This window comes from Thioalkalivibrio sp. ALE19, assembly GCF_000428605.1.
Classification (GTDB): domain Bacteria; phylum Pseudomonadota; class Gammaproteobacteria; order Ectothiorhodospirales; family Ectothiorhodospiraceae; genus Thioalkalivibrio.
Genome location: NZ_AUAG01000013.1, coordinates 1 through 23,737 on the forward strand (window position 1 = coordinate 1; position 23,737 = coordinate 23,737).

Annotated in this window: 22 protein-coding genes; 11 read left to right on the top strand and 11 right to left on the bottom strand. The window is 68.8% G+C overall.

Translation table 11 applies throughout. The features are described from left to right. A partial coding sequence (locus F787_RS0106575) for an IS110 family transposase (protein ID WP_028491694.1) occupies positions 1-324 on the top strand: 324 nt, incomplete at its 5' end. Between the two features lie 151 nt (positions 325-475). Here the strand turns inward: F787_RS0106575 and F787_RS0106580 are convergent. From F787_RS0106580 to proV, 3 genes are all read right to left on the bottom strand, one after another. Beyond that, complete coding sequence (locus F787_RS0106580; RefSeq protein ID WP_018870509.1) at positions 476-1,345, bottom strand: glycine betaine ABC transporter substrate-binding protein; 870 nt, start codon at positions 1,343-1,345, stop codon at positions 476-478. A 75-nt stretch (positions 1,346-1,420) separates the two neighbouring features. Further along, on the bottom strand, positions 1,421-2,536 hold the full coding sequence (locus tag F787_RS0106585; protein WP_028491695.1) for a proline/glycine betaine ABC transporter permease: 1,116 nt from the start codon (positions 2,534-2,536) through the stop codon (positions 1,421-1,423). 10 nt (positions 2,537-2,546) lie between these two features. After that, positions 2,547-3,716, bottom strand: coding sequence for a glycine betaine/L-proline ABC transporter ATP-binding protein ProV (gene proV, locus F787_RS0106590; protein ID WP_028491696.1), 1,170 nt, complete (start codon positions 3,714-3,716; stop codon positions 2,547-2,549). A 214-nt stretch (positions 3,717-3,930) separates the two neighbouring features. On the opposite strand from proV, the gene trxC reads away from it, so the two are divergent. Continuing rightward, positions 3,931-4,365 (top strand): thioredoxin TrxC, encoded by a 435-nt coding sequence (gene trxC / locus F787_RS0106595; RefSeq protein WP_019022305.1) that lies wholly within the window; start codon positions 3,931-3,933, stop codon positions 4,363-4,365. 11 nt (positions 4,366-4,376) lie between these two features. Here the strand turns inward: trxC and F787_RS0106600 are convergent, their stop codons facing one another. The 4 genes from F787_RS0106600 to F787_RS0106615 all read right to left on the bottom strand — a co-directional run bounded on the left by F787_RS0106600 (position 4,377) and on the right by F787_RS0106615 (position 7,716). After that, positions 4,377-5,339 carry an SLAC1 anion channel family protein gene (locus tag F787_RS0106600; protein ID WP_028491697.1) on the bottom strand — a complete coding sequence of 321 codons (963 nt, stop codon included), beginning with the start codon at positions 5,337-5,339 and terminating at the stop codon, positions 4,377-4,379. Positions 5,340-5,420: 81 nt separating this feature from the next. Then, positions 5,421-6,725 carry a peroxiredoxin gene (locus F787_RS0106605; RefSeq protein WP_019022307.1) on the bottom strand — a complete coding sequence of 435 codons (1,305 nt, stop codon included), beginning with the start codon at positions 6,723-6,725 and terminating at the stop codon, positions 5,421-5,423. A gap of 21 nt (positions 6,726-6,746) precedes the next feature. Then, entirely contained in the window at positions 6,747-7,115 is a 369-nt protein-coding gene (locus F787_RS0106610) for a hypothetical protein (RefSeq protein WP_019022308.1), read from the bottom strand. A gap of 79 nt (positions 7,116-7,194) precedes the next feature. Next, positions 7,195-7,716, bottom strand: coding sequence for a PAS domain-containing protein (locus F787_RS0106615; protein WP_019589593.1), 522 nt, complete (start codon positions 7,714-7,716; stop codon positions 7,195-7,197). 139 nt (positions 7,717-7,855) lie between these two features. On the opposite strand from F787_RS0106615, the gene F787_RS0106620 reads away from it, so the two are divergent. Then, positions 7,856-9,385 (top strand): AAA family ATPase, encoded by a 1,530-nt coding sequence (locus F787_RS0106620; RefSeq protein WP_019569815.1) that lies wholly within the window; start codon positions 7,856-7,858, stop codon positions 9,383-9,385. Between the two features lie 39 nt (positions 9,386-9,424). Here F787_RS0106620 and F787_RS0106625 read toward each other — a convergent pair whose 3' ends face one another. Beyond that, the gene (locus tag F787_RS0106625) at positions 9,425-10,219 is read right to left on the bottom strand and encodes a transglutaminase family protein (RefSeq protein WP_019569816.1); all 795 of its coding nucleotides are present in this window, start codon (positions 10,217-10,219) and stop codon (positions 9,425-9,427) included. A 171-nt stretch (positions 10,220-10,390) separates the two neighbouring features. On the opposite strand from F787_RS0106625, the gene F787_RS0106630 reads away from it, so the two are divergent. From F787_RS0106630 to F787_RS0106650, 5 genes are read left to right on the top strand one after another with little or no spacing between them, the layout of a single operon-like run. Then, the gene (locus F787_RS0106630) at positions 10,391-11,467 is read left to right on the top strand and encodes an agmatine deiminase family protein (protein WP_028491698.1); all 1,077 of its coding nucleotides are present in this window, start codon (positions 10,391-10,393) and stop codon (positions 11,465-11,467) included. Beyond that, positions 11,451-12,446, top strand: a complete 996-nt coding sequence (locus F787_RS0106635) for a hypothetical protein (RefSeq protein WP_028491699.1) — start codon at positions 11,451-11,453, stop codon at positions 12,444-12,446. Before F787_RS0106630 ends, F787_RS0106635 begins: the two co-directional genes overlap by 17 nt. After that, positions 12,443-13,645, top strand: coding sequence for a glutathionylspermidine synthase family protein (locus F787_RS0106640; RefSeq protein ID WP_028491700.1), 1,203 nt, complete (start codon positions 12,443-12,445; stop codon positions 13,643-13,645). Before F787_RS0106635 ends, F787_RS0106640 begins: the two co-directional genes overlap by 4 nt. After that, entirely contained in the window at positions 13,632-14,609 is a 978-nt protein-coding gene (locus F787_RS0106645) for a hypothetical protein (RefSeq protein ID WP_028491701.1), read from the top strand. The genes F787_RS0106640 and F787_RS0106645 overlap by 14 nt, the downstream gene beginning before the upstream one ends. Before the next feature lie 4 nt (positions 14,610-14,613). Further along, the gene (locus F787_RS0106650; protein WP_028491702.1) at positions 14,614-15,579 is read left to right on the top strand and encodes a deoxyhypusine synthase family protein; all 966 of its coding nucleotides are present in this window, start codon (positions 14,614-14,616) and stop codon (positions 15,577-15,579) included. 117 nt (positions 15,580-15,696) lie between these two features. On the opposite strand, the gene F787_RS0106655 is transcribed toward F787_RS0106650, so the two are convergent. Further along, complete coding sequence (locus tag F787_RS0106655) at positions 15,697-16,842, bottom strand: diguanylate cyclase (protein WP_028491703.1); 1,146 nt, start codon at positions 16,840-16,842, stop codon at positions 15,697-15,699. A gap of 133 nt (positions 16,843-16,975) precedes the next feature. On the opposite strand from F787_RS0106655, the gene F787_RS0106660 reads away from it, so the two are divergent. Beyond that, positions 16,976-18,043 carry an efflux RND transporter periplasmic adaptor subunit gene (locus F787_RS0106660; protein WP_028491704.1) on the top strand — a complete coding sequence of 356 codons (1,068 nt, stop codon included), beginning with the start codon at positions 16,976-16,978 and terminating at the stop codon, positions 18,041-18,043. Next, positions 18,040-21,198, top strand: coding sequence for an efflux RND transporter permease subunit (locus tag F787_RS0106665; RefSeq protein WP_028491705.1), 3,159 nt, complete (start codon positions 18,040-18,042; stop codon positions 21,196-21,198). Before F787_RS0106660 ends, F787_RS0106665 begins: the two co-directional genes overlap by 4 nt. Here the strand turns inward: F787_RS0106665 and amrA are convergent. After that, complete coding sequence (amrA, locus tag F787_RS0106670) at positions 21,147-21,743, bottom strand: AmmeMemoRadiSam system protein A (protein WP_028491706.1); 597 nt, start codon at positions 21,741-21,743, stop codon at positions 21,147-21,149. The genes F787_RS0106665 and amrA overlap by 52 nt on opposite strands. Beyond that, entirely contained in the window at positions 21,740-22,543 is an 804-nt protein-coding gene (gene amrB, locus F787_RS0106675; RefSeq protein WP_028491707.1) for an AmmeMemoRadiSam system protein B, read from the bottom strand. Before amrB ends, amrA begins: the two co-directional genes overlap by 4 nt. Positions 22,544-22,609: 66 nt before the next feature. On the opposite strand from amrB, the gene amrS reads away from it, so the two are divergent. Further along, positions 22,610-23,722 (top strand): AmmeMemoRadiSam system radical SAM enzyme, encoded by a 1,113-nt coding sequence (gene amrS / locus F787_RS0106680; protein WP_028491708.1) that lies wholly within the window; start codon positions 22,610-22,612, stop codon positions 23,720-23,722. The last annotated feature ends 15 nt before the right edge of the window (positions 23,723-23,737 follow it).

A 23,737-nucleotide genomic window follows, 5' to 3' on the forward strand; every position in this document is an offset into this window, starting at 1 on the left:
TTCCACCGTGGAACCTTCCGCAGCAGCGATGCGTTCGTGGCCTTCCTGGGCATGGATGTCCGGGTCCGGGACTCCGGCCAGAAGCGAGGCCGACGCCGGCTCACCAAGCAGGGAGACCCGGAGCTGCGACGCCTGCTCTACATGGCGGCCATGCAGGCCAAATCCAAACCCGCCTGGAGCGACTACTACCAGCGCTGTCTCGATCGGGGATTGGCCACGACGCAGGCCCTCAATGCCCTGGCTCGCAAACTCGCCCGCGTCGCCTTCGCCCTCATGAAAAACCAGACCGACTACCGACCCCCGAACCCTTGCACGCAGACATAGAATCTCCTACCGGGGCAGGATTTGCCCGTAGGAGGCCAGCCTCTGGCCGATTAAAGGCCCGATCGGGCAGGGCGCCGGATATAAAAAAGGCCCGACCAGAAGGCCGGGCCCGGGGGCAGCGCGAGGCTGCCGGTGCGTTCCCTGGACGGGATCAGTTACGGGCGCAGGCCACCCATTCGTCGACCAGCCCGGCCTCGTCATTGAAGAACTTGTCCACCGCGTGGCCGGTGGACTCCTCGTCGGCCAGGTACATGTACTCGTTGAGCAGGTCGATGTCGATGTTCATGCAGCCGGCAAAGGCGGCGACCTCGGGATGGTCGTCGGCAAAGCCGGTGCGCGACATGGCGTGGATGGATTCGGCACCGCCCAGAGCACCCTTCGGATCCTCGAGGTATTCAAGCTCGTAGGCACCCAGCTTCCAGTGCGGGCTCCAGCCGGTGACCACGATGGCGTCGTCACGACGGATGGCGCGGTCGAGCGCGGCGGTCATGGCGGCGTCGGAGGCCTCGATCAGGGTGTAATCCAGCTCGTATTCCTCGATGGTGTCGTGCGACAGACGGGTCAGGCCGGCGCCCGGGTCGATGCCCTGGATCTCGCCGTTCAGGCGATCGCGCCATTCGTCATCGCGCAGGTCTTCGATGGAGGTCAGACCTTCGGCATGCAGCGAGGCGGGCACCAGCCAGCCCAGCTTGGCATTGTCGTACAGCACGCCCAGATCGACGATGTCATCGCCGAACTGGTCGATGTAGTCCTCGTGGGTGATCGGCTGCCAGGACATCAGCATCAGGTCGAGGTCGCCCCCGGCCAGACCGGCGTACTGCGGGGCGATGTCGGTCTGCACCAGCTCCACGCCGGTGTCCAGGCGTTCCTGGATCACGCGGTCGGCGACCTGGGTGATGAACTCGGCATCGGCCCAGGCGGTCCAGCCGATGCGCACGTCGTCCGCCTGCGCGGCGGAGGTCGCCATGCCCAGGGACAGGGCAGCGGCCGTGGCGGTCGTCAGCAGTTTCTTCTTCATCATGGTTACGGTTCTCCTTGTTGCTTCTTGAGCATCCGGCCGCCGGGATTCGGGGCGGCCGCGTGGATGAACGGATGATCAGGCATCGGCCTTCTGCCGGCCGCTGAAGAACCAGCGCAGCAGATTGCCGTAGGCATTGCCCTCGCGCCGGCGCTGGCCAAAACTCTGACTGATACGGTCGAGCAGAATCGCGAGGAATACCACGGCCAGACCGCCCTCGAAGCCGACGCCGACCTGCAGACGCTGGATGCCGGTGAGCACGGTGCCGCCGAGGCCGCCGGCGCCGATCATCGACGCGATCACCACCATCGACAGCGCCAGCATGATGGTCTGGTTGATGCCGGCCATGATCGACGGCATCGCCAGCGGCAGCTGGATCTTGAACAATAGCTGACGCGGGGTGCAGCCGAAAGCCTGGCCCGCCTCCACGTGCTCGCGGCTGACCTGGCGGATGCCGAGATTGGTCAGACGCACCGCCGGCGGCATGGCGAAGATCAGCGTGGCGATCGCGCCGGGCACGGTCCCCAGGCCGAAGAAGATCGCCGCCGGGATCAGGTACACGAACGGTGGCATGGTCTGCATCAGATCCAGCACCGGGCGCACCAGCATCTCCACGGTGTCGTTGCGCGACATCGCAATGCCGATCGGCAGGCCGATGATCAGGGCGGCGATGGACGAGGCCACCACCAGCGACAGCGTCCGGATGGTCTCCGGCCAAAGCTCCATCGAGAAGATCAGCAGCAGCGCCACCGCCGCGAACAGCCCGAAGCGCCAGCCCACGCGCCATATCCCGCCCAGCACGATCAGCACGGCCAGCACCCAGGGTGGCGGGAACCACAGCAGCGCCTGCACGGTTTCGGAGAACACCCCGAGCCCGAAGGCCGCGGCCAGTACGCCGGTGGTGATGGCCCCGGCCTTGATGCCGAAGCGCATCCACACGCCCGCGGCGATCAGGAAGGCGGTCAGCCACAGCGGATACAGAAGCAGGAATTCGGTCGCGTCCACCAGGGCGCGGATGACCGCCTCGATCCCGTCCAGCAGTCCCTGGAGGTTGTCGCTGATCCAGTCGACCCCGTCCTCGATCCAGTCACCGATGGTGATCGGCTCCAGTACGGTCTCGTTGAACCACTCGGCCAGTGATTCGAGCGGCCCGATGGTTTCGTGGTCCTGGATGTCCGGTTCGTCTTGCGTCATGGGGGTGGGCCTACTGATGGGTCCGGTCGAGGGTTTGCAGGAGGTCGCGCTGCGAGAGGGTCCCGATGAAACGGCCGTCTTCCACCACGACCAGCGGCCAGTCACTGGCGGCGGCGCGGCCGAGGACATCGGACATGGCGGTGGAGGCCTCCACCGTGTCGATGCCGTCGATGCGTGCGGCGTCGAGATCGGCGGCGTCCGTCAGGCTGCGTGCGGAGACCAGGCCGCGGAAGCGTGCCCCTTCGTCCAGCAGCACGGCACAGCCATCGGCACCCAGCTGTTGCCGGGCCCCGGCGGCGTCCGCCTGCCCGGTCTGCAGCAGTGGCATGGCATCGTGGCGGGCGATATCGCCGGCGGAGTACACCTGGCTCACGTCCACCCCGTAGAAGAACGAGCGGACGTAGTCGTTGGCCGGGTTCGACACGATCTCCTGCGGCGTGCCGATCTGGACCACCTGCCCGCCCTGCATGATTGCGATGCGGTCGCCGATGCGCATGGCCTCGTCGAGGTCGTGCGAGATGAATACCACCGTCCGGCTCCGCTGTTCCTGCAGACGCATGAGCTCGTCCTGCATCTCGGTGCGGATCAGCGGGTCCAGCGCGGAGAAAGCCTCGTCCATCAGCAGGATGGTGGGGTCGGTGGCCAGGGCGCGGGCCAGGCCGACACGCTGCTGCATGCCGCCGGAGAGTTCGTCGGGGTAGCTGTTGGCGTGCGCGCCGAGCCCCACGGCCTCCAGGGCCTGCAGGGCCCGTTCGTGCTGGCGGGCACGATCGAAACCGGAGACGTCCAGGCCCAGCGAGGCGTTCTCGATGACGGTCTTGTGCGGGAGCAGGGCGAACGACTGGAACACCATCGACATGTCGCGCCGGCGCAGATCGATCAACTGCCTGCGGCTCATGCGGGTGATGTCCTCGCCGTTTACGTACAGGTGTCCGGCGGTGGGCTCGATCAGGCGGTTGAACATCCGGACCATGGTCGACTTGCCCGAACCGGACAGACCCATGATCACGAAGACCTCGCCCTCGCGGATGCTGAAACTGGCCTCGCGCACGCCCACGGTATTGCCGGTGCGGGCGAAGATCGCATCCTTGTCCAGACCCTGCTCCATCAGTTCCAGGGCGCGGTGCGGGCGCGGCCCGAAAATCTTGTAGAGATCTTCTACGACGAGCTTGTCACTCATGCGCGTACCGTTCGGGGTTCGGGTGGGGCGTTGTGGTGCGGCTCGCGGACCGGGTGCTTCCGGCGGTTCCGCATATACCAATACAGAAGTTGTCGCTTTCCTGCAACGTGTTCCCCGTATTTGCAGGGAAGTGCATGGATCTGTGGTGCCCGTCCCGGTCTTTTCGGCGCCGGACTGCTATACAGAGAAGAACGCTCGGTATCTCGAGGCAAGTATGAATGAATTGCTGCATGTCGTCTGCCCGCATTGTGATTCGGTGAACCGGATTCCGTCCGGCCGCATTGCCGAGGCGCCGGGCTGTGGCCGATGCCACGGGGCGCTGTTCATCGCGCGCCCTGCGGAGCTCAACGGACACAATGTCGACCGTCACCTGGAGCGCAGCGACATCCCGGTAGTGATCGATTTCTGGGCGCCGTGGTGCGGGCCGTGCAAGATGATGGGCCCCGAATTCGAGCTCGCGGCCGCCGAGCTGGAGCCGCGGGTGCGGCTGGTGCGGATCAACACGGACGCCCAGGAAACCCTCGGCAAACGGTTCGGGATCCGGAGTATCCCGACCCTCGCCCTGTTCGAACAGGGCCGGGAGGTGGCCCGGCAGCCGGGGGCGATGCGCGCCCCCGACATCATCCGCTGGGTCCGCGACGAACTCTGACGCGTCCCGGCCTACTCGGGGCGGCAGATCTCTCCGGCGCGGGCCGCCTTCAGTGTGCGCAGCGCCAGGCCGACGATCAGGATGGTGGTCAGGGCCAGCAGGATCACGCCCAGGGTTTCCATCAGCGGCAGGGCCGCATGCCTGCCGAATTCCATGGTGGCGATGCTGAATGCCGCGACCGGGAACGAATAGGCCCACCAGGAGAGGAAGAAGGGCAGGCGGAAGAACGCCGGCAGCCGCACCAGCAGGAGCAGGAACAGGAACGCGCCGATGTAGTAGAGGATGCGCGCGAAGGCGTCCACCTCGCCGGTCAGTTCGAGCCAGGCGAGGAAGCCCACCGCCGGGGGTGCCAGCAGGATGGCCAGGGTCGGCATCATGCGCTCGGGCAGCGGATCGTGGAAGATGAAGCGATAGAACACCAGCGTCATCAGCACGATCCAGAACACCAGGCCGATGCTGAAGAAGAACCACGACAGCTCGATCAGGCCGAAGGCCACGCCGGGCAGCGGGATCAGGATGTTCCCCACCACCGGGATGAACCAGGCCGGGTTGATCGACTCGATCGGCATGGGCTGGGCGCCGGTCCAGCGCGCCATCGCAGTCAGTGTCAGCAATAGATGGGCGATCACGCCGACGATCCACAGCGCCAGCGCCCAGCCTTCGGCCACCGGCAGCCAGAGCATCGACAGCAGGATCAACGAGATGGAGGTGGCGGCGAAGAAGTTCAGCTTGACCGGATGGTTGAATTCTTCTTTCACCTTGTCCGGCCAGCCCTTGAGTTTCGACAGGTAGGCGATCGCGAGGAAGATGAACAGCACCGTGGTCAGTCCGGTCAGTGCCGCACTGATCGTGGACGGGCCGTCCCAGAGGATTTCGCCGGTGCGCCAGGCCAGTGTTAGGCCGGCCATGCCCATCACGGTGGCGAACAGGGGTACGGGCAGGTTGGGGAGTCGTCCCTCGGTGTTTTCCGTCATGATCGTCCTCGCTTCCATTGTGGTGCCCGTATCCTAGGGAAACGCCGATCAATGTGCACGTTCGCGCCCGGCGTTTGCCGGCTACTCCTCCAGCAGGCCGCGGATCTGTTCGATGACTCCGGGCTCCATCCATTCGATGGCCCCGTACAGGGCGTAGCGCACACGCCCCTCGCGGTCGATCACGTAGCTCGTGGGGAAGGCCAGGGCGCGCCAGTCTTCCAGCGATTCCTGCTGCGGGTCGAGCAGGATGGTGAAGTCGGTCTGCACCTCGTCCTCGATGAATGCGCGGATGGTGTCTTCCGGTTCGCCCAGGTTCACCGCGAGGATGCGAAAGCCCTCGTCGCGCAGTTCGTCTTCCAGGCGCTGCATCGACGGCATCTCGTGCACGCAGGGCGGGCACCAGCTGGCCCAGAAGTTGATGAGAATGACCTCGCCGCGGTAGTCGCGCAGGTCGTGTTCCTCACCGGCCAGATCGGGACGGATCAGTTCCGGCGCGTCCGGTTGCTCTTCCACCGGATTCAGGCGGGCGTCGGTGCCCGACGGGGTGCGCACCGCGAGATCGACATCCGCCGCGGGCACGCGCGGCTCGCGTGCCGAGGGTGTGCGGGCCAGCAGGTCCATGCCGCGCAGCAGTTCGCCCGGCAGTGCCTCGCGTGCGAGGCGTTCGCCGGCGGTGGCGTCCGGCCGGAAGAAATAGCGGTCGCGCAGCTCGGGGAGCAGCCTCACGCCCACCGAACTGCCGGCATCGGCCAGCGCCGCGCGCACGCGGCCCAGGTGCTGGAACTGCGGAGACTGTACGGGTTGCAGGATGAAGACCGGCAGGTTGCTGTAGTGGACGATCGGCTGGAGCTCGGGCTCGGCGGCGTCCGCCCCGGTATGCAGGAACGGGCTGAGCATCAGCACGCCGGCGAGATCTTCCGAGCCGGGGTTCGCCTGCTGCCACTGGTGCAGCCCGGTGAGGAGCCAGGGCCAGGCGCGGTCGCTGGCGAAGACGAACACCGGGCGTTCGGTCTCCTCGCGTGCGGCGTCCAGCAGATCCGGGACGGTGGCCAGCGGCATGTCGTCGAACGACGAGGCGGCCTCCGGCAGGAAATGCCCGGTGAACGGATCCGCCAGCCAGACTTCGACGCCGCGTGCCTGCAGGGCCAGGGCCTGTTGGCGGTGCTCGTCCTGCAGGCCATGCTCGGAGGGAAACCACAGCAGGACGGGACCGTGTTCGGCAGGGTAGCGCTGCACCGGGACGGGCTCACCCCCGGCGGTGACGGTGGTGGCGGCCGGGGAATCGGCAAGGGCCGTTCCCGACCCGGTCATGCCGGCCGTCAGCAACAGCAGGCACAGCGCCGGCAGCAGCCGAAGGACGGGCAGGCGAACGCCTCGGGGCCTCATCCGGGCTTGCGGAGAGGAAGATCAGTCGGCGGGTGTGCGCTCGACGCGGTCACGCGAGCGCAGGTCGCCGGAGGTGCGCTCCAGCTCGCGATCCAGGGTCAGCACCATGGTGTCGTCGCTCTCTTCCATGGTGACCTGATCGGCATCCACGCCCGGCGGCGGGAGCTGCGGGCGGAATTCCGTGACCTCGGCCGAACCCGGCGCTTCGCTGCCCGGCCAGTCCAGTTGAGACCACTCCGCCTGGGTCACCGTGGCCACAGGGGAGTCGTAGCCCGGCGGGGCCCAGAACGCCAGCACCGCGGCGGTGGCTGCCACCAGCAGGTTGAGCGAACGGCGCCGGGCGCGCAGCTCGCGTTCCTGTTGCCGGGGATCTTCCTGGATGGCGTGCATGGATCGAGGCCTCGAAAACGTTGTTCTCACGGACTCAAACGTTACGCCGGCGGCGTCCGTGCTGCAACATACCCCCGCGCTATACGGATTTCATGACCCAGTCGGTCAGGTGCCGGAAACCGCGCTTGCGCATGGCCTTCTGGATCGCCTGATAGCCGGCCTGGACCTGTTCTTCCCTGGGATATTTCTGTTCCACGGCGAGGATGTCGGCATAGATCTTCGACCATTCCTCGACGGCCTCGCGTTTGGGGCGGATGCGTACCGAGCTGTAGCCGGTGATCTCGCCGCTGGCCGCCAGTCGCGGCGCGACGCGCGTGAACACCCAGTAATTGTCGCCATTCTTCGCGCGGTTGTTGACGAAGCCGAAGAACTCGTCGCCGCCCTGGATGATCTGCCACATCGCGTAGAAGGCGGCGCGCGGCATGTGCGGGTGGCGCAGGATGCTGTGGGGGGCGCCGATCAGTTCCTCGCGGCTGTACTGCGAGATGCGCACCATGGTGTGGTTGGCCAGGTCGATGACGCCGCGGGTGTCGGTGCGGGACTGGATGGTGTCGTGCGGTTCGAGAATGATTTCGTGCCCGGTCAGGCTGCGGTCGACCATGCTGGCCCCCTCGTTCTGTTGAGTGAAAAGAATCACAACCATCAGGTATCGGTCAAACCGGAAGCCGGCGCGGGCGGGTATCCGGGCGCTCGGGGAGCCGGTCTATACTGGGGCCTGTTTTCCACAACCAGGAGCGCTCATGGCGGGGAAGCGGAATCCGACGGTGGAACGGATCCTGCGCGGGCTGCGTTCGCGCTATCCCATTATCTACCTGCAGGGCTGGGACGAGGACCGCATCGAGCGGCTGCTGCAGCAGGTGGCCCGCAAGTACTACGGCGAGGAGGGACGGCTGCAGGTGTGGTCCGCCGCGCGCGGCTTTGCCGCCCCGGAGGAGGCGGCTTCCGGCGCGGCGGTGGAGGCCGAGCCGGCCGTCCGCGATCCGGAGGACGCGCTTGCGCGGATCGCGGGGCATCGTGATCCGCCGCGCATGAGCCTGTTCAAGGATCTGCCGGTGTGGTTCGACCAGCGCCCCGGGCTGGTGCGCGGGCTGCGCGATCTTTACTACGAGCTGAAAGGCACCAGCAATGTGGTGTTCGTCAGCTGCCCGCAGCTGCATCTGCCGGACATCATCAAGAAGGAGATCTTCCTGGTCGACGTGGATCTGCCCACCGAAGAGGAACTGCTGGAGTTCCTCGAGGGGCGTCGCGGCGCCGAGGCCCATTCGCGCGAGCTGCTGTTCCGTCTGGCGGCGGGCATGCGCGGGCTGTCGCTCAACGAGGCCGGCCACCTCGCCTCGCGCCTGCTGCGCATGCAGGACGTCGACGAGGATACCCTGCTGCACGAGGTGCAGGAGGAGAAGGGCCAGATCCTGCGCAAGGAGAGCGTGCTGCAGTTCTACCCGCCGCAGCGCTCGCTGGAGGATATCGGCGGTCTGGATGTGCTCAAGGAATGGGTCACCACGCGCGCCGATCTGTTCTCGGAGAAGGCCTACGAGGACGGCGTGCCGCTGCCCGCCGGAGTGCTGTTCATGGGGGTCTCGGGCTGCGGCAAGAGCATGGCGGCCAAGGCCATCGCGGCGGCCTGGGACCTGCCGCTGGCGCGCCTGGACATGAGCCTGGTGCTGTCGGGCAGCTTCGGTACGCCGGAATACGCGTTCGCCCGGGCGACCCGCATCGCCGACGAGATCGCGCCGGTGGTGCTGTGGATCGACGAGCTGGAGAACGCCTTCGGCTTCGATTCCACCGGCAGCGGCGGCAACGTGAACATCTTTTCCAGCTTCCTGACCTGGCTGCAGGAGAAGTCGCCCAAGGTGTTCGTGGCGGCCACCGCCAACCGCATCGAGCTGATGCCGGCGGAGCTGATGCGCAAGGGGCGCTTCGACCAGCTGTTCTTCCTCGACCTGCCCAATGCCGACGAGCGCCGCGAGATCCTGGAGCTGCACATCCGCCGTCATGGCGGCGATCCGGGCCAGTTCGACCTGGGGTATCTGACCGCCACTACCAAGGAGTGGAGCGGTGCCGAGATCGAGCAGGTGGTGCGTTCGGCGCGCATCGAGGCCTATCGCGAAGACCGCGCCTTCAACCAGAAGGACATCATCCGCGCGGCCATCAACACGGTGCCGCTGTCGAAGACCATGGTCGAGCAGATCCGCGAGCTGCGGAACTGGAGCTTCAAGCGCGCGGTGAATGCCTCGAAGTCCGAGAGCAAGAAGAAACCCGCCGGTTCCTGAGCTGGTTCCCGAGGCTGGCTCCGGCCACCGGCGCCCGGGTCAGTCGGTCGGTGTCAGGGGCTCCACCGATACCTCCATGCGCGTCGGGATCGCCGGCGGTCCGAACAGGTGATAAAGCGGGACGTCGGCGGCATCGCGGCCGTAGGCCACGCGCACCCGGCCGTTGCCCGGCTGCGCCTGGGTCGGGTCGAAGGTGTGCCAGCGTCCGCCGACCCAGGCCTCGAACCAGGCGTGCAGGTCCATCGGTTCCAGCCCGTGCACGTAGCCCACGGTCAGCCGCGCGGGGATGCTGAGGCTGCGGCAGAGCGCCATGCCGAGATGGGCCAGATCGCGGCAGACGCCACTGCCCCGGTTCAGCACCTCGCTGGCGGAGATCGGTGCCGGGTCGGTTTCCGGGCAGTAGCGGATGTGCTCATGGATCCAGCGCGAGATCGCGGTCACCTGCTCGTGGCCGGGCCGTCGCCCGTCCACGATCTCCCATGCCCGGGCGCCCAGCCGGTCCGCTTCGCAGAAGCGGCTGGGCAGGAGATAGACCAGGACCTCGTCGGGCAGTTGTTCCACCGGCACGAACGGGGCGTCGGTGACGTCGATATCCTCCGGGCGAATCCGGACATCCGCGCTGACGTGCACCGCGAAGGGGCCGGCGGGCGCCATCAGCCGCTGGCACAGGTTGCCGTGACGGTCGGTGTATTCGGCGACGTGGATGTCGGGGGTGACCCGGTAGCGGTCGCTGGCCACCCATTGGTGGGCGTCGCTGTGCGGCCGCAGAAGCAGCAGCATCGGGCTGGCCACCTGCAGGTTCATCTCGAGTTCGGTGGTGACCCTCAGCCACATGATGATTCCGGCCCCTCGCCCGCGGTTGTGGTGACAGTTCGCCGCAGTGTAACCCGGGTGGCGACCTCCCGGTGGAGGGGCCCGGTAGAGGGACACACGACGCTGTGGCATGATCCCGCGTCGACGGCATGCCCTTTCGGGCTGTCGACAGGGGGAACGGGGGGAGAGGCGATGCGGGCAGTGCTGCCCACGGAAGCGGATGACGCCGGGCGTTGCGGGTGCGTCGCGCGGCGGCTCCCGGCGGAGTGGGAACCGCGGGCCGGAACGCTGCTGGCCTGGCCGTCGGCCGAGCAGGCCTGGCGCGGGCAGTACGCCGGCGTGCTGGCGGCCTTTCGCGCGCTGGTCGCCGAGTTACGCCAGGTGGAACCCGTCTGCGTGCTGGTATCGCCCGAGGAACGCGAAGATGCGGCTGCGTTGCTGGGGGGCGAGGACGGGATCTCGCTGCGGCTGGAGCCGCTGCCGGTCAACGACATCTGGATGCGCGATGCCGGTCCCCTGTGGGTCCGCGAGGGTTCACGGATGTTGCTGGTCGACGGTGGCTTCAACGGCTGGGGCAACAAGCACCCCTGCGAACTGGATGCGCTGGTCCCGCTGCTGCTGGCGCGTCGCTGGGGGCAGCGGCGCGAGCGTCTGCCGCTGACGCTGGAGGGCGGGGCCCTGGAGTCGAACGGGGCCGGAGATCTGCTGACCACCGAATCGGTGCTGTGCGCGCCCGCGCGTGACAATCCCGACATGCCGGAGATGGAACGGGCCCTGCGCACAACCCTGGGCGTGCGGCGGGTGCACTGGCTGCCGCGTGGCCTGAGCGGGGATGATACCGACGGTCATATCGACAACCTGGCCCGTTTCGTGGCCCCGGATCGCATCGTGTCGATGCGTTCGGCGGACGGGGCGCATCCGGACGCGGCGATGCTGGAGGACATGCATCGGCGTCTGAGCGCGCTGGACCTGGTGGCCGGCCCGCCCGAGGTCGTGAGTCTGCCGGCCCCCGTGGTGCAGGGTCCCGATGATGAATGCCTGCCGGCGAGTTACGCCAATTTCTACATCGCCCCCGGGCGCGTGATCGTGCCGCAGTTCGGCGTGCCCGAGGATGCGGTCGCGCTGGGAGTGCTGGCCGACTGCCTGCCGGGCCACCGGCCGGTGGGGCTGGATGCCCGCGCGCTGGTGCATCTGGGCGGTGCCTTTCATTGTCTGGCCCAGCCGCTGGGCGTGTTTCCGGATGGGGCGCGAGATGTACACGGATCATAAAGTCTATCTGTTGCAGAAGATGGTCGGGCCCCTGATGATCGGGGTGTGGGTCGGCGCCCTGTCCGCGGTCTTTTTTTATGAGGCCGACATCTTCTGGCCGGACACCGGTGTGGTGTTCGGGATGGCGCTGGTCATTTCCTTCTTTGGCCTGCTCTGGAACCGTGCCTCGCGCCTGCACCCGTTGTATCGGCGGGGCAATGCGGCGATCGGCGCGGTGCGTCTCGGGATCATCCTCGGTTTTGCCTGGTGCCTGTGGGTGCTGGTGCATCACGCCGACCCGACCATCCAGGGGTTCTGGTTCGTGCTCTACGCCCTGATGGCGTTCGCCGCGATCAAAGTCTTCGGCCAGGTGGCCGGGCAGCTGTTCGGCCCGCGCCTGCAGGTGGACGTGTTCGAGCGTGGCAATCTCGCCGCCGGAGTCTTCCTCGGTGCGTTCGTGCTGGCGACCGGGATGATCTTCGGCGGCGCGAGCTGGGGCGATCTGGAGGCCGGCGGGCTGGAGTACGGCTGGATTTTCGAGGTCCTGCCGGGCTACGAGGATGGCTGGTGGATCACCCCGTGGTTCTTCGGCATGGGCTGGCTGATCCTGGTCGTCACGCTGGGGCTGTGGATCCGGCGGGAGAAGACCGATTTCTACCGCCGCGTGGTGCGTGACCGCAACATGGAGGACGCCAAGGCAGCCGCGTATTTCATGATCGCCTGTGCCATCACCCTGACCTACGCGGTGCACGGCGACTATCGCGGATTCGGTGATGCGCTGATCGGCTTCAGCGTGATCGCGCTGCCGGTGCTGGGCCACGAGGTCATGCGCCCGCCCGCGCCGCTCCATACCGGTAATCAGGCCGGTGATCAAACCGGAGACGAGGGCGTGCCGGCGGTCCGGTCGCGCGATCGTGAGGGCGTGGTCTACATCCTGCTGGCGCTGGGCGGGGTCGTGCTGGCACCGCTGGTCTCGACCCTGCTGGGACTGCGCGGGTGAGGACCGAGCCCTGGCCGCTGGAGCCGCCGCAGGCGACCCGCCTGCTGGATCGGCTGTCGCTGCAGCTGGGCAAGTGGGACATGCACCAGGCCGGCGATCCCACGGTGCTGCCGGATTTTCTGGTCCTGGGCGCCGAAGAGCACCGGGCGCTGGTGCGGCGTGCGCGGACCGCCTGGGCGGCACAGTGCGAGATGGAGGAGGCGGTGCGCGCACGGCCTGCCTGTCTCGAGGCGGTGGGCGTGCCGGCCGAACTGTGCGAGGTCGTGGCCACGGCGCCCGCGCCCGGACCGCGGCTGACGCGCTGCGACTTCCACTGGAGCACCGACGAATGCTGGCGGATCAGCGAGTTCAACCAGGACGTGCCCGGCGGGCTGGCCGAGACCGCGGAGCTGGACGCCACCGTTGCCGCGGCCACGGGCGTGCGCGGGATGCAGCCGGCCGGGGATCTGGCCGCCGCGATCACTGCCGCGCTGGCGCCGTGGCCGTGTATCGGCCTGGTCCACGCGACCGCATGGTCGGTGGATCTGCAGCAGGTCGCCGCGGTGGCGCGGTGGCTGGAGGCGGCAGGGCATGCGACGGTCATCGGCTCGCCGGCCAATCTGCAGTGGCGTGATGGCCGTCCGCACCTGTTCGATCGGCCGGTGGATGCGCTGTTCCGGCATTACCCCGCCGAATGGATTCCCGGGCTGCCCGACCCGCAGGCGTGGCTGCGGGTTGCGCAGGAGGTGCCCTGCATGAACCCGCTGACCGCCGTGGTGGCGGAGAGCAAGCGCTTTCACGCGGCCCCGGCCGAACATGCGCTGGGCCTGTCCGAGGCCACGCAGGCCACGCTGGCGCGTGACTTCACCCGTTCGTGCTATCCCCGGGCGGAGGGGCGTGACGCCTGGCTGGCCGAGCGCGAGGAATGGGTGCTGAAACGCAGCTACGGACGCATGGGCGAGGGCATCCGGATCGGCGCCGCGCTGTCGGCGCAGGCCTGGGAAGAGGCCCTGGATACCGCGCTGCAGGACCCGCAGGGCTTCGTCCTGCAGGAATTCTTCGAACCCGCACCGCTGTGGTTTTCCCATGGCATGGGCTACCCGGTGGTGGGGGTCTTTCTCGTGGACGGCGAATTCGCCGGGTATCACACCCGGGTCAGCCGCCACCCCGTCATCCGGCACGATGCGAATTATGTCCCAACGATGGTTGAAACTGCTTGAGCGCCTCGGGTCCCCGCTGGGGGCCGGCACCGAAGACCCCGATGCCGCACCGCCGGTGGAGGGGCAGACGGTCTCCGAAGACTGGCGTGACTACATGCACCATGAACGGCTGTACCGCCTGTACGGGCCGCATCCGGAGGGGCCGTGGCGACCGTATCACTGCCCGACGCTGTTCGCCGGGATCGATCGCCTCAAGCTGCAGCCACACGAGCAGCAGCTGCACGAGCGGATTGCCGCCGAGCGTCCCCCGGGCACCTGGGACTGGCTGCAGCCGGATACCCTGACGGTGGTGGACCTGCCGGGCGGTCTGAGCGTGCAGATGGCGGCGACGCTGTTTGCCGAAGGGACCTGTCAGCTCATCGCGACCTTTGATCACTGGCCGCGGGCCAACTCCGAGCCCGCGGGCATGATACGCCGGCTGGACGCGGAACCCACGGCCGCGCCGCCGCACGCGGGGGATCCCCGCATCATGGTCGACTCGCGTGAAGTCGTGAACGCGATGGTGACCATGGCGCCGCGGGTGGCGGCGCGCTGGGCGCGCGGCGTGCCCGCCGACGCGCCGCCGGTGTGGGTCTGCGATGCGCGACGACTGACGCACGCGGAGCCGGAGGCGGGCGATTACGACAACCGCTATTTCATCGATGACTCCATCCTCCCCGGGCCGGAGCGCCTGCGTTCCGCCGGTATCGCGCGGGTCGTGCACGTGGCCGCGGACGCCGACGCCACACCCGAGGACGATCTGGCCAACTGGCTGCACGAGCTCTACACCGCCGGCTTCGACACCGCCCGCATGACCCTGGGCGACCCCGAGACCTGGGTGATCCCGATGCCGATCATCCCGGCGCCGGGCGGGTCCATCGCCGGCCGGGTGAACAACCGCTCCGATCGCGGGGGCTTCGGCCAGACCATCTCCGAGCGGGGCAGCTCGGGCGGCGTCTACTCGGGCGCCGGGGCCGGGGGCTGAGCGGATGCAGGTCGCGGAGTTCATCGAACGCCATTACGGGCATTTCAACGCCCGCGAGCTGCGCGCCGCCGCGCGCGCCTGGCGCGACCACGCCGACGCCGGCGGGCGCATGTTCCTGTCGATGTCGGGAGCGATGTCCACCGCCGGGTTCGGTCGCATCCTCGCGCGCGCGATCCGCGCCGGCCTGATCCACGGGATCGCCTGCACGGGCGCGAATCTCGAGGAGGACGCCTTTCGCCTGATCGGCGCCGACACCTACGAGAGCCTGCCGGACTGGCGCACCCTCGGGCCGCAGCGCGAGGCCGAACTGTATGCCCGCGGGGTCAGCCGGGTGACCGACATCGGCATCCCGGAATCGGTGATGCAGACGGTGGAGTCGCTGCTGATCCGGCGCTGGGAGGCCGCGGCGCGATCCGGGCGCCAGGCCTCGCCCGCCGATTTCCTGCAGGACGTGCTGCGCGATGCCTGGCTGCGCGAACGCTTCATCGAGCCCGAGGCCAGCTGGCTGCTGGCGGCCGCGGAACACGCGGTCCCGATCTGGACCCCCGGCTGGGAAGATTCCTCCACCGGCAATGCCTTCTCCGCCGCGGTCATGCGCGGCGACGTGGCCCGTCACGACTGCGTGGAGCCGGGCACCGCGCAGATGAACCGGCTGGTGCGCTGGTATCTGGAGAACTGCGACCCCGCCCCCGGGATCGGCTATTTCCAGATCGGCGGCGGCATCCCCGGCGACTTCGCGATCTGCGTGGTGCCGCTGATCACCCGCGAGCTGGGACTGGAAGATACCCCGACCTGGGGCTATTTCTGTCAGGTCACCGATGCCGAGACCACCTATGGCGGCTATTCCGGTGCGCCCCCGGACGAGAAGATCACCTGGGGCAAGCTGCGCCCCGGGACCCCGCGCTTCGATATCCACTCCGACGCGACCATCGTCGCGCCACTGATCCTGGCCTACATGCTGGAGGACTGACCTTACTGTCGGAGGAATATGCCCTGGTGTGGTTCGGCGAAGAGCCCGAAGGCGACGCGGCCGGCGCCGAATAGCGAACGGGACGGCGTCCAGCATGCGCCGCTCGCGGGAATGCGTTCAGGTGGTCGTGCGCGGGGTCGTGCCGGAGTCCGGGCTCGGTAGCGGGTCGGGCGGGGGAACGACGCGATTGCGGCCCGCGGCCTTGCCGGCGTAGAGCTGACGGTCGGCGCGGGCGAGGAGAGATTCGCGGTCGTCTTCCGGGGCGAATTCGGCTACGCCCAGGGTGGCCGTGATGCCGAGGCCCGCCACGGGCTCCTCGGCCAGGGCCCGCCGGCAGCGCTCGGCCAGCGCCGTGGCTTCCCGCAGGTCGATGCCGGGGGCGACCACCAGGAGTTCCTCGCCGCCCCAGCGGGCGGTCAGGTCGCTGTCGCGCACGCGTGCCTGCAGCCGGGCGGTGACCTCGCGCAGCACCCGATCGCCATGGGCATGGCCGTGGGTGTCGTTCACGTCCTTGAAATGGTCGAGATCGGCGATGATCACGCTCATTGGCTGCCCGTAGCGGCGCGCATAAGCAATCTCGCGTTCCAGACCGGCCTCGGCGGCGCGGCGGTTGGCCAGGCCGGTGAGCGGATCGGTGGTCGCCCAGTCGTGCAGGATCTCGGCGCGCAGCAGGGCGCGCTGCAGCTGGTCGCGCATCCCGGCGACCGCGGCCAGCAGGGCCAGCAGCAGCCCGAGGAACACATGTACGCGCACCAGGTACATCAGGGTCTCGGCCGCGGGCGGGGCGGCTGCCATGTATTCCCGCAGGACTCCGGTAACCGTCAGCAGGATCGAGATCCCGAGGATGACGATCCCGGCGATCACGCCGCGGCGCCGGTCGAGCATCACGAAGGCGCCGGCGACCAGCAGTCCCACGGCCCAGAAGTGGCCGCCGACCAGCACCATCAGTTGCTGCTCGATCCCGGCGGCGAAGTGCATGTGCCAGGCCAGCCGCCCGAGGATCAGCGCGGAGGCGACCAGTACCATCAGCCCTTCGATGTGTTCCAGCGTCAGCCATTGCCGCCACAGCACCACCAGCAGCCCGGCGAGGGCAGCCGCGAACGGCGGATAGACCCGGGTCAGGAAGGGATCTTCGGGACCGCGGAACCACCAGCTGAGCAGGGTGATCGCGATTCCGCCGGTGAGCACCAGGGCATACACCAGGCGCTTGCGGGCCCGGAGTTCGCGGATCTCGGTGCTGGATTCGTCCGGTTGTTCGGTCATCGGGGTTCGGTCGCGTGCGGGCGCGGGGCCCGTTGCCGGGGTCCCGGCCGACAGGTGGCGGCCGCCCCGTTTATAGTGATGGGTCATAGTGACATTTCGAACGCGGGCGGGCCATGGCGAGAGGTGACCCTTGATGGCGGGATACGGACGGTGGATCGCGGCCGGGGGCATCGTGCTCCTGGCGGTGGCCTGGATCGCCTCGGGTGTGCTGACCCGCGAGCCGCCGGCGGAACCGGAGCCCCGGGCGGCGCAGTCGATGGCGGTGGCGGTGGAAACCCGGGCGGCCGAACCGGTGGAGCGGATCCTGGTCCTGCAGGGACAGGTGGAACCCGACCAGCGGGTGCGGGTGCGCGCCGAGACCGCCGGGCAGGTGGCCGAATGGGCGGTGACACGGGGGGCCGAGGTGGCAGCGGAGGACCTGCTGGCCCGTCTGCGCATCGACGACCGCGAGGCACAGCGTCGCCAGGCCATTGCGCGCGAACGCGGCGCCGAGAGCGACTTCGAGGCGACCCGTCGTCTGCATCAGCAGGGGCACGCCTCGCGCACCGAGCTGGATGCGCGCGAGGCCGAACTGGAGGCGGCGCGTGCCGCGCGCGAGGCGGCCGAGCTGGATCTGCGCAACACGCGCATCCGCGCGCCGCTGGCAGGTATCGTGCATCAGCGGCTGGCGGAACCGGGGGATTTCGTCGGCCGCGGTGACCCGGTGGCCGAGATCATCGACAACGATCCTTTGCTGGCGGTGGTGCAGGTGCCGCAGCACCAGATCGGGCGGGTCGAACGCGGGCAGACGGCGCGCATCCGCTTCCTCGACGGGCGCACCGCGGAGGGCGAGGTGCGCTTCGTCGCGCGCGTGGCCGAGCCGGGCACCCGCACCTTCCGCCTCGAGGTCGAGGTCCCCAATCCCGATGGCGCGTTGCCGTCGGGCCTCAGCGCCGGTGTGGAGATTCCCACCGACATCGTCCGGGCCCATCGCGTGTCGCCGGCGGTCATGTCCCTGGGCGATGACGGTCGCGTCGGGGTGAAGACCGTGGACGACGCCGATCGGGTGGCCTTCCACCCGGTGGAAGTCGTGCGGACCGCGGCGGATGGCGTGTGGGTGACGGGTCTTCCGGACGAGGCCCGGGTCATCACCGTGGGGCAGGGCTTCGTGACCGAGGGCGAGCGGGTGCGTGCGCAGGCGGCCGGGGAGACCGAGCGGTGAATGCGCTGATCGCCTGGGCGGTGACGCATGCCCGGACGGTCCTGCTGTTCCTGCTCCTGATCCTGGTCACCGGGTCCATGGCCTGGGTGGTGGCGCCGAAGGAGGCCGCTCCCGAGATCGACATCCCGATCTTCTTCGTGTCCGTGCCCTACCCGGGAATTTCGCCGGAGGATGCCGAACGCCTGATGGTGCAGCCGCTGGAGCGCGAGCTGCAGGGGCTGCCGGGGGTGGACGAGATGCAGTCCTGGGCCGGCGAGGGTTTCGCTCTGCTGCGAATCGATTTCGAACCCGGCTGGGACAACCGCGAGGCCCTGTCGGATCTGCGCGAGGAGGTCGATCTGGTTCGTCCGGAGCTTCCCGACGGGGCCCGGGAGCCGTCGGTATCGGAGGTGGACCTGTCGCTGTTCCCGGTGGTGACGGTGAATCTCTCGGGGCCGCTGGAGGAGCGCACGCTGGTGCGTCTGGCGCGTGAGCTGCGCGACCGCGTGGAGGCGCTGCCGGGCGTGCTGGAGGCGGACATCGGCGGCGATCGCGAGGAGCAGATGGAGGTGTTGGTCGATCCGCTGGTGCTGGAGACCTACGAGCTGTCCTTCGGCGATCTGAGTCGCGCGATCGAACGCAATAACCGGCTGGTGGCCGCCGGCGCGGTGGACACCGGGGTCGGACGCATCCCGTTGCGGGTGCCGGGCACCATTGACGACATCGATGACGTGCTGGACACCGCGGTGCGGGTGGAGAACGACACCGTGGTGCGCGTGCGCGACGTGGCCGAGGTGCGCCGCAGTTATCGGGATCCGGAGGGCTTCACCCGCATCGACGGGCAGCCGTCGGTGTCGCTGGAGATCCGCAAGCAGACGGACGCCAATATCCTCGAAGTGGTGGCGGCCGCGCGCGCGACCATCGAGGCCTCGCGCGCCGAATGGCCCGACTCGCTGGAAGTGACGTATACCCAGGATCAGGCGAAGGATGTCGCCGATCTGCTGGGTGACCTGGAGAACAACGTGATCACCGCGGTGCTGATCGTGGCCCTGGTGATCCTGGTGATGATGGGCGGGCGCGCCGCGCTGCTGGTGGGGCTGGCGATCCCCGGCGCGTTCCTCGGCGGGATTCTGGCCATTCACCTGCTGGGCTTCACGCTCAACATCGTCGTGCTGTTCGCGCTGATCCTGGTGGTGGGGATGCTGGTGGACGGCGCGGTGGTGGTCGTGGAACTGGCGGACCGCTATATCGCCGAGGGGCGCGGGCGGGTCGAGGCCTTCCGCGCCGCGGCCCAGCGCATGGCCTGGCCGATCACGGCCGCCATCGCGACCACTCTGGCGGTGTTCGCGCCGATGCTGTTCTGGCCGGGGATGGTGGGCGAGTTCATCGTTTATCTGCCGGCGACGGTGATCGTGACCCTGATCGCCTCTCTGGCAATGGCGCTGGTGTTCATCCCGGTGCTGGGTTCGGTGATCGGCCCGTCGCATCCGATCAACGCGGAACAGACGCGTTTCGTGCGCGCGGCCGAGGAAGGGCGCTTCGACCAGCTGCATGGCTTCACCGCCCGCTACATCCGTATGCTGCGGCCGCTGGTGGACCGGCCGGGGCTGACCCTGGGGGCCACGGTCGGGTTGCTGGTCCTCGCGTACGCCGCCTATGCGAGTTTCGGTCGCGGGGTGGAGTTCTTCCCGTCGATCGAGCCCGAGAACGTGCAGGTCCAGGTGCAGGCCCGCGGCGATCTCTCGGTGCGCGAGGCTGACGCGCTGGTGCGCCAGGTGGAGGGCCGCCTGATGGCGTCGCCCGAGGTGAAACACGCCTATGCCCGCACCCTCGGGACCCAGCTCGCGCGCCTGCAGGGCGATTATCCGGAGGACGTGGTCGGGGTGATCCAGCTGGAGCTGACCCACTGGCGCACCCGCCCGCCGGCGGAGGCGGTCATCGCCGAATTGCGCGAGCGCACCGCGGATCTGCCCGGACTGCGGCTGCAGTTCCGGGCGCAGGAACACGGCCCGGGCGAGGGCCGGCCGATCCGCATCGTCGCCTCCGGCGAGCAGCCCGGGCGCATCCCGCCGGTGATCCGCGAGATCCGCGCGCAGATGGACGAACTGGGGGGCTTCGAGGACATCGGCGACGACTTGCCGCTGCCCGGGGTGGAGCTGGAGGTGCGCTTCGACCGCGAGCAGGCGGCGCGTTTCGGCGTCGACGTGCCGCTGCTGGGAGACGGCGTGCAGCTGCTGACCGACGGCATCCTGCTGGGGAGCTGGCGCCCCGATTTCACCGACGAGGAGGTGGACATCCGTCTGCGGCTGCCGGCCGAGCAGCGCCACCTGCAGCAGCTGGCCAATCTCAACCTGCCGGCGCCGGGCGGGCTGGTGCCGCTGGCGAATTTCGCCGAGCTGGTACCGGTTCCGGCCACCGGTCTGATCAAGCGCCTCGACGGCCAGCGCGCCTACACCATCGAGGCGGATGCCGCGCCCGGTTACCTGGTGGACGAACGGGTGCGCGCGCTGCAGGCACGGCTGGACACCCTCGAGCTGGATGACGCGGTGGAGATCCGGTTCCGCGGCGAGGCCGAGGAGCAGGAGGAGGCCGCGCGCTTCCTGCTGGGGGCCTTCGCGATGTCGCTGTTCCTGATGCTGGCAATGATGGTCACCCAGTTCAATCGGTTCTCCCAGGCGCTGCTGGTGATGTCCGCCATCGTGTTCTCCACCGCCGGAGTGCTGCTGGCGCTGCTGGCGCGCGGCGAGCCGTTCGGCATCGTGATGAGCGGGATCGGCGTGCTGGCGCTGGCGGGGATCGTGGTCAACAACAACATCGTGCTGATCGATAACTACAACGACCAGCGCGGTCGCGGCCTGACGGCGCAGGAGGCGGCCCTGCGGGCGGCGGCGCAGCGCATGCGGCCGGTACTTTTGACCGCGATCACCACCATCCTCGGCCTGCTGCCGATGGTGCTGGCCTGGACCGTGGATTTCGCCGGCCGGGATTTCTACATCGGTGCACCGGTGACGGGCTTCTGGATCCAGCTGGCAACGGCGATCGCCGGCGGGCTGCTGTTCGCGACCCCGCTGACCCTGCTGTTCACCCCGGCGATGCTGGTGCTGCTGGATCGCATGCGCGGGCGCTATGAGTCATTGCGCGTATCCATGCGTCCGGGGAACTCCAGCGAGCCGTAGCGCCAGGCCTGCAGGCCCTCGGGCCACGGATGGCGCGGCAAGCCGGCCTTGCGCAGCAGGGCGTCGACGAAGGCCTCCGGATCGGGCAGGGATTCCCAGACCGCCGGGAGGAAGGTGGCGCGCCGCGGCCCCGCCTGCAGGATCAGCCCGTCCTCGCGCGGGCGCAGCCGGTCCAGCAGGGTGTGGCGACTGGTGGCCTCCAGTGGCTCGGACGGCCCCAGCAGGGTCACCGAGTACTCCAGTCCTGCCAGTTCGGGCGCGGTTAGTGGCGGGAAGCGCGGGTCGCGGGTGGCCGCGGCGACTGCGTTGTGCAGCACGTCTTCCGCCAGCGGACGGCGCGCCTCCAGCGAGCCGATGCAGCCACGCAGTTCGCCCCCGCACTTGAGGGTCACGAAGCTGGCCCCGGGGGCATTCAGGGGCGCGGGTTCCGCCTTCGCGAGGAGCTCGGGCGCGGGGCCGTCACCGGCGGCGTGGCGGATGGCGTCGCGGGCCAGTCCGGTCAGCCGTTCACGCGCCGGAGTATCGGGTTCGAACGGGACCGTCATTGCAGGGCCCAGGCGCCGTAACCCACCACCTGGTCGCGCGGGCCGGCGGTATCCGCCGAGGTGCGCCGGTCGAGGGTGGTAATGCCCAGTCCGCGGCGTCGCGCGGCCCGCAGCAGTCCGGCCAGCGGGCGGCAGCCGCAGGCGTCTTCCGGCCCCAGCGCGGTGTCATCCATGCGCTCGATGACCTGCTGGGTCGCCGCGTCCAGGCGCTGCGCGGTGGCCTCGTCGTGGAAATGCGACAGGTCCGAGCTCACCACCACCAGGGTCTCCGGGTAGTCCCACAGCCGGTCGAGCACCGCCTCGACCTGGTCCGGGGACGCATCACCGACGACCAGCGGGACCAGGCGGAAGTCCTCGAGGGCCACCTGCAGGAACGGCAGCTGCGCCTCCAGGCTGTGTTCCGGGCCGTGGGCGGCGTTCAGGGACTGCACGCCGGGCAGCCCGGCGAGGGCATCCACGGCCTCGCGGTCCACGGGGATGTCGCCCAGCGGGCTGCGGTAGTACGCGCTGTCGGTGGTGGCGATTCCGCGAAACGGCACGCGATGCGAGGGCCCGAGCAGGACCACCCGCCGGATCCGGCCGGCGAGCGGACGCACCCGGGCGTAGGCTGCCGCCGCGACCGGCCCGGAGAACGGGAAACCGGCATGCGGGGCGACGATCGCCCGGGGCGCCGGGGCATCTGCCTCCGGCGACGCCACCTCGGCGAGAAAGCCCTCCACCATCTGCCGCAGGGTGGCGGCATCGGCGGGGTAGAAGCGCCCGGCGACGGCGGGTTCGCGGATGGCGGCGGTGGCGGACATGTCGGGCTCCACAATATCGGGACTCATGGCTTGAATTGTGGGACCTCGGGGGCCACATTCAAGAGTATGAGCCGTACGACCGACACTCCGCAGCACGACGCCTTCACGGTGTCCACGCGCTACTGGCACGCCCTCGACGACGGCCGTGTGCAGTGCGACCTGTGTCCGCGTTTCTGCAAGCTGAAGGAAGGGCAGCGCGGCGCCTGTTTCGTGCGTGCCCGGCTGGACGACGAGGTCGTGCTGACCAGCTACGGCCGCTCTTCCGGTTATTGCGTGGATCCGATCGAGAAGAAGCCGCTGAACCATTTCCTGCCGGGGACACCGGTGCTGTCGTTCGGGACCGCCGGCTGCAACCTGGCCTGCAAGTTCTGCCAGAACTGGGACATCAGCAAGTCGCGTGAGGTCGATACCCTCGCCGACCGGGCGGATCCGGAGACCATCGCGCGGGCGGCCGAGGAGCTGGAATGCCGCTCGGTGGCGTTCACCTACAACGACCCGGTCATCTTCCACGAATACGCGATCGACGTGGCGGCGGCCTGCCGTGCGCGCGGGATCCGCACGGTGGCGGTCACCGCGGGCTACATCACCGAGGCCGCGCGCGGCGAGTTCTTCTCCGCGATGGATGCGGCCAACGTGGATCTCAAGGCGTTTACCGAGCGCTTCTACCACCGCCTGACCGGGGCGCATCTGCAGCCGGTGCTGGATACCCTGGAATGGCTGGTGCACGAGACCGATGTGTGGACCGAGATCACCACCCTGCTGATCCCCGGAGAGAACGACAGCGATCCCGAGATCGTGGCGATGGCCGACTGGGTGTATCAGCACCTGGGTCCGGACGTGCCCATGCACTTCACCGCGTTTCATCCCGACTTCCGCATGACCGACTATCCGCGCACGCCGCCGGAGACCCTGCAACGGGCGCGCAACATCGCCCGCGAGCGGGGACTGCATCACGTGTATACGGGGAACGTGCACGACCGTGATGGGCAGAGCACCTGGTGCCCGTCCTGCGGTCGGCGGTTGATCGGTCGCGACTGGTACCGGCTGTCGGACTGGAACCTCACCGCCGATGGCTGCTGCAATGCCTGCGGGGCGGCCGTTGCCGGGGTGTTCGAGGCGCGGCCGGGGGACTGGGGGCCGCGTCGCCAGCCGGTGCATCTGGCGGATTTTGCCCGCTGACCGGCACCGGCCTGC

Bases quoted from the DNA above. Each gene is read 5' to 3' on its own strand.
- F787_RS0106580 (WP_018870509.1), bottom strand. From the start codon at position 1,345: ATGATGAAGAAGAAACTGCTGACGACCGCCACGGCCGCTGCCCTGTCC.
- F787_RS0106585 (WP_028491695.1), bottom strand. From the start codon at position 2,536: ATGACGCAAGACGAACCGGACATCCAGGACCACGAAACCATCGGGCCG.
- proV (WP_028491696.1), bottom strand. From the start codon at position 3,716: ATGAGTGACAAGCTCGTCGTAGAAGATCTCTACAAGATTTTCGGGCCG.
- trxC (WP_019022305.1), top strand. From the start codon at position 3,931: ATGAATGAATTGCTGCATGTCGTCTGCCCGCATTGTGATTCGGTGAAC.
- F787_RS0106600 (WP_028491697.1), bottom strand. From the start codon at position 5,339: ATGACGGAAAACACCGAGGGACGACTCCCCAACCTGCCCGTACCCCTG.
- F787_RS0106605 (WP_019022307.1), bottom strand. From the start codon at position 6,725: ATGAGGCCCCGAGGCGTTCGCCTGCCCGTCCTTCGGCTGCTGCCGGCG.
- F787_RS0106610 (WP_019022308.1), bottom strand. From the start codon at position 7,115: ATGCACGCCATCCAGGAAGATCCCCGGCAACAGGAACGCGAGCTGCGC.
- F787_RS0106615 (WP_019589593.1), bottom strand. From the start codon at position 7,716: ATGGTCGACCGCAGCCTGACCGGGCACGAAATCATTCTCGAACCGCAC.
- F787_RS0106620 (WP_019569815.1), top strand. From the start codon at position 7,856: ATGGCGGGGAAGCGGAATCCGACGGTGGAACGGATCCTGCGCGGGCTG.
- F787_RS0106625 (WP_019569816.1), bottom strand. From the start codon at position 10,219: ATGTGGCTGAGGGTCACCACCGAACTCGAGATGAACCTGCAGGTGGCC.
- F787_RS0106630 (WP_028491698.1), top strand. From the start codon at position 10,391: ATGCGGGCAGTGCTGCCCACGGAAGCGGATGACGCCGGGCGTTGCGGG.
- F787_RS0106635 (WP_028491699.1), top strand. From the start codon at position 11,451: ATGTACACGGATCATAAAGTCTATCTGTTGCAGAAGATGGTCGGGCCC.
- F787_RS0106650 (WP_028491702.1), top strand. From the start codon at position 14,614: ATGCAGGTCGCGGAGTTCATCGAACGCCATTACGGGCATTTCAACGCC.
- F787_RS0106655 (WP_028491703.1), bottom strand. From the start codon at position 16,842: ATGACCGAACAACCGGACGAATCCAGCACCGAGATCCGCGAACTCCGG.
- F787_RS0106660 (WP_028491704.1), top strand. From the start codon at position 16,976: ATGGCGGGATACGGACGGTGGATCGCGGCCGGGGGCATCGTGCTCCTG.
- amrA (WP_028491706.1), bottom strand. From the start codon at position 21,743: ATGACGGTCCCGTTCGAACCCGATACTCCGGCGCGTGAACGGCTGACC.
- amrB (WP_028491707.1), bottom strand. From the start codon at position 22,543: ATGTCCGCCACCGCCGCCATCCGCGAACCCGCCGTCGCCGGGCGCTTC.
- amrS (WP_028491708.1), top strand. From the start codon at position 22,610: ATGAGCCGTACGACCGACACTCCGCAGCACGACGCCTTCACGGTGTCC.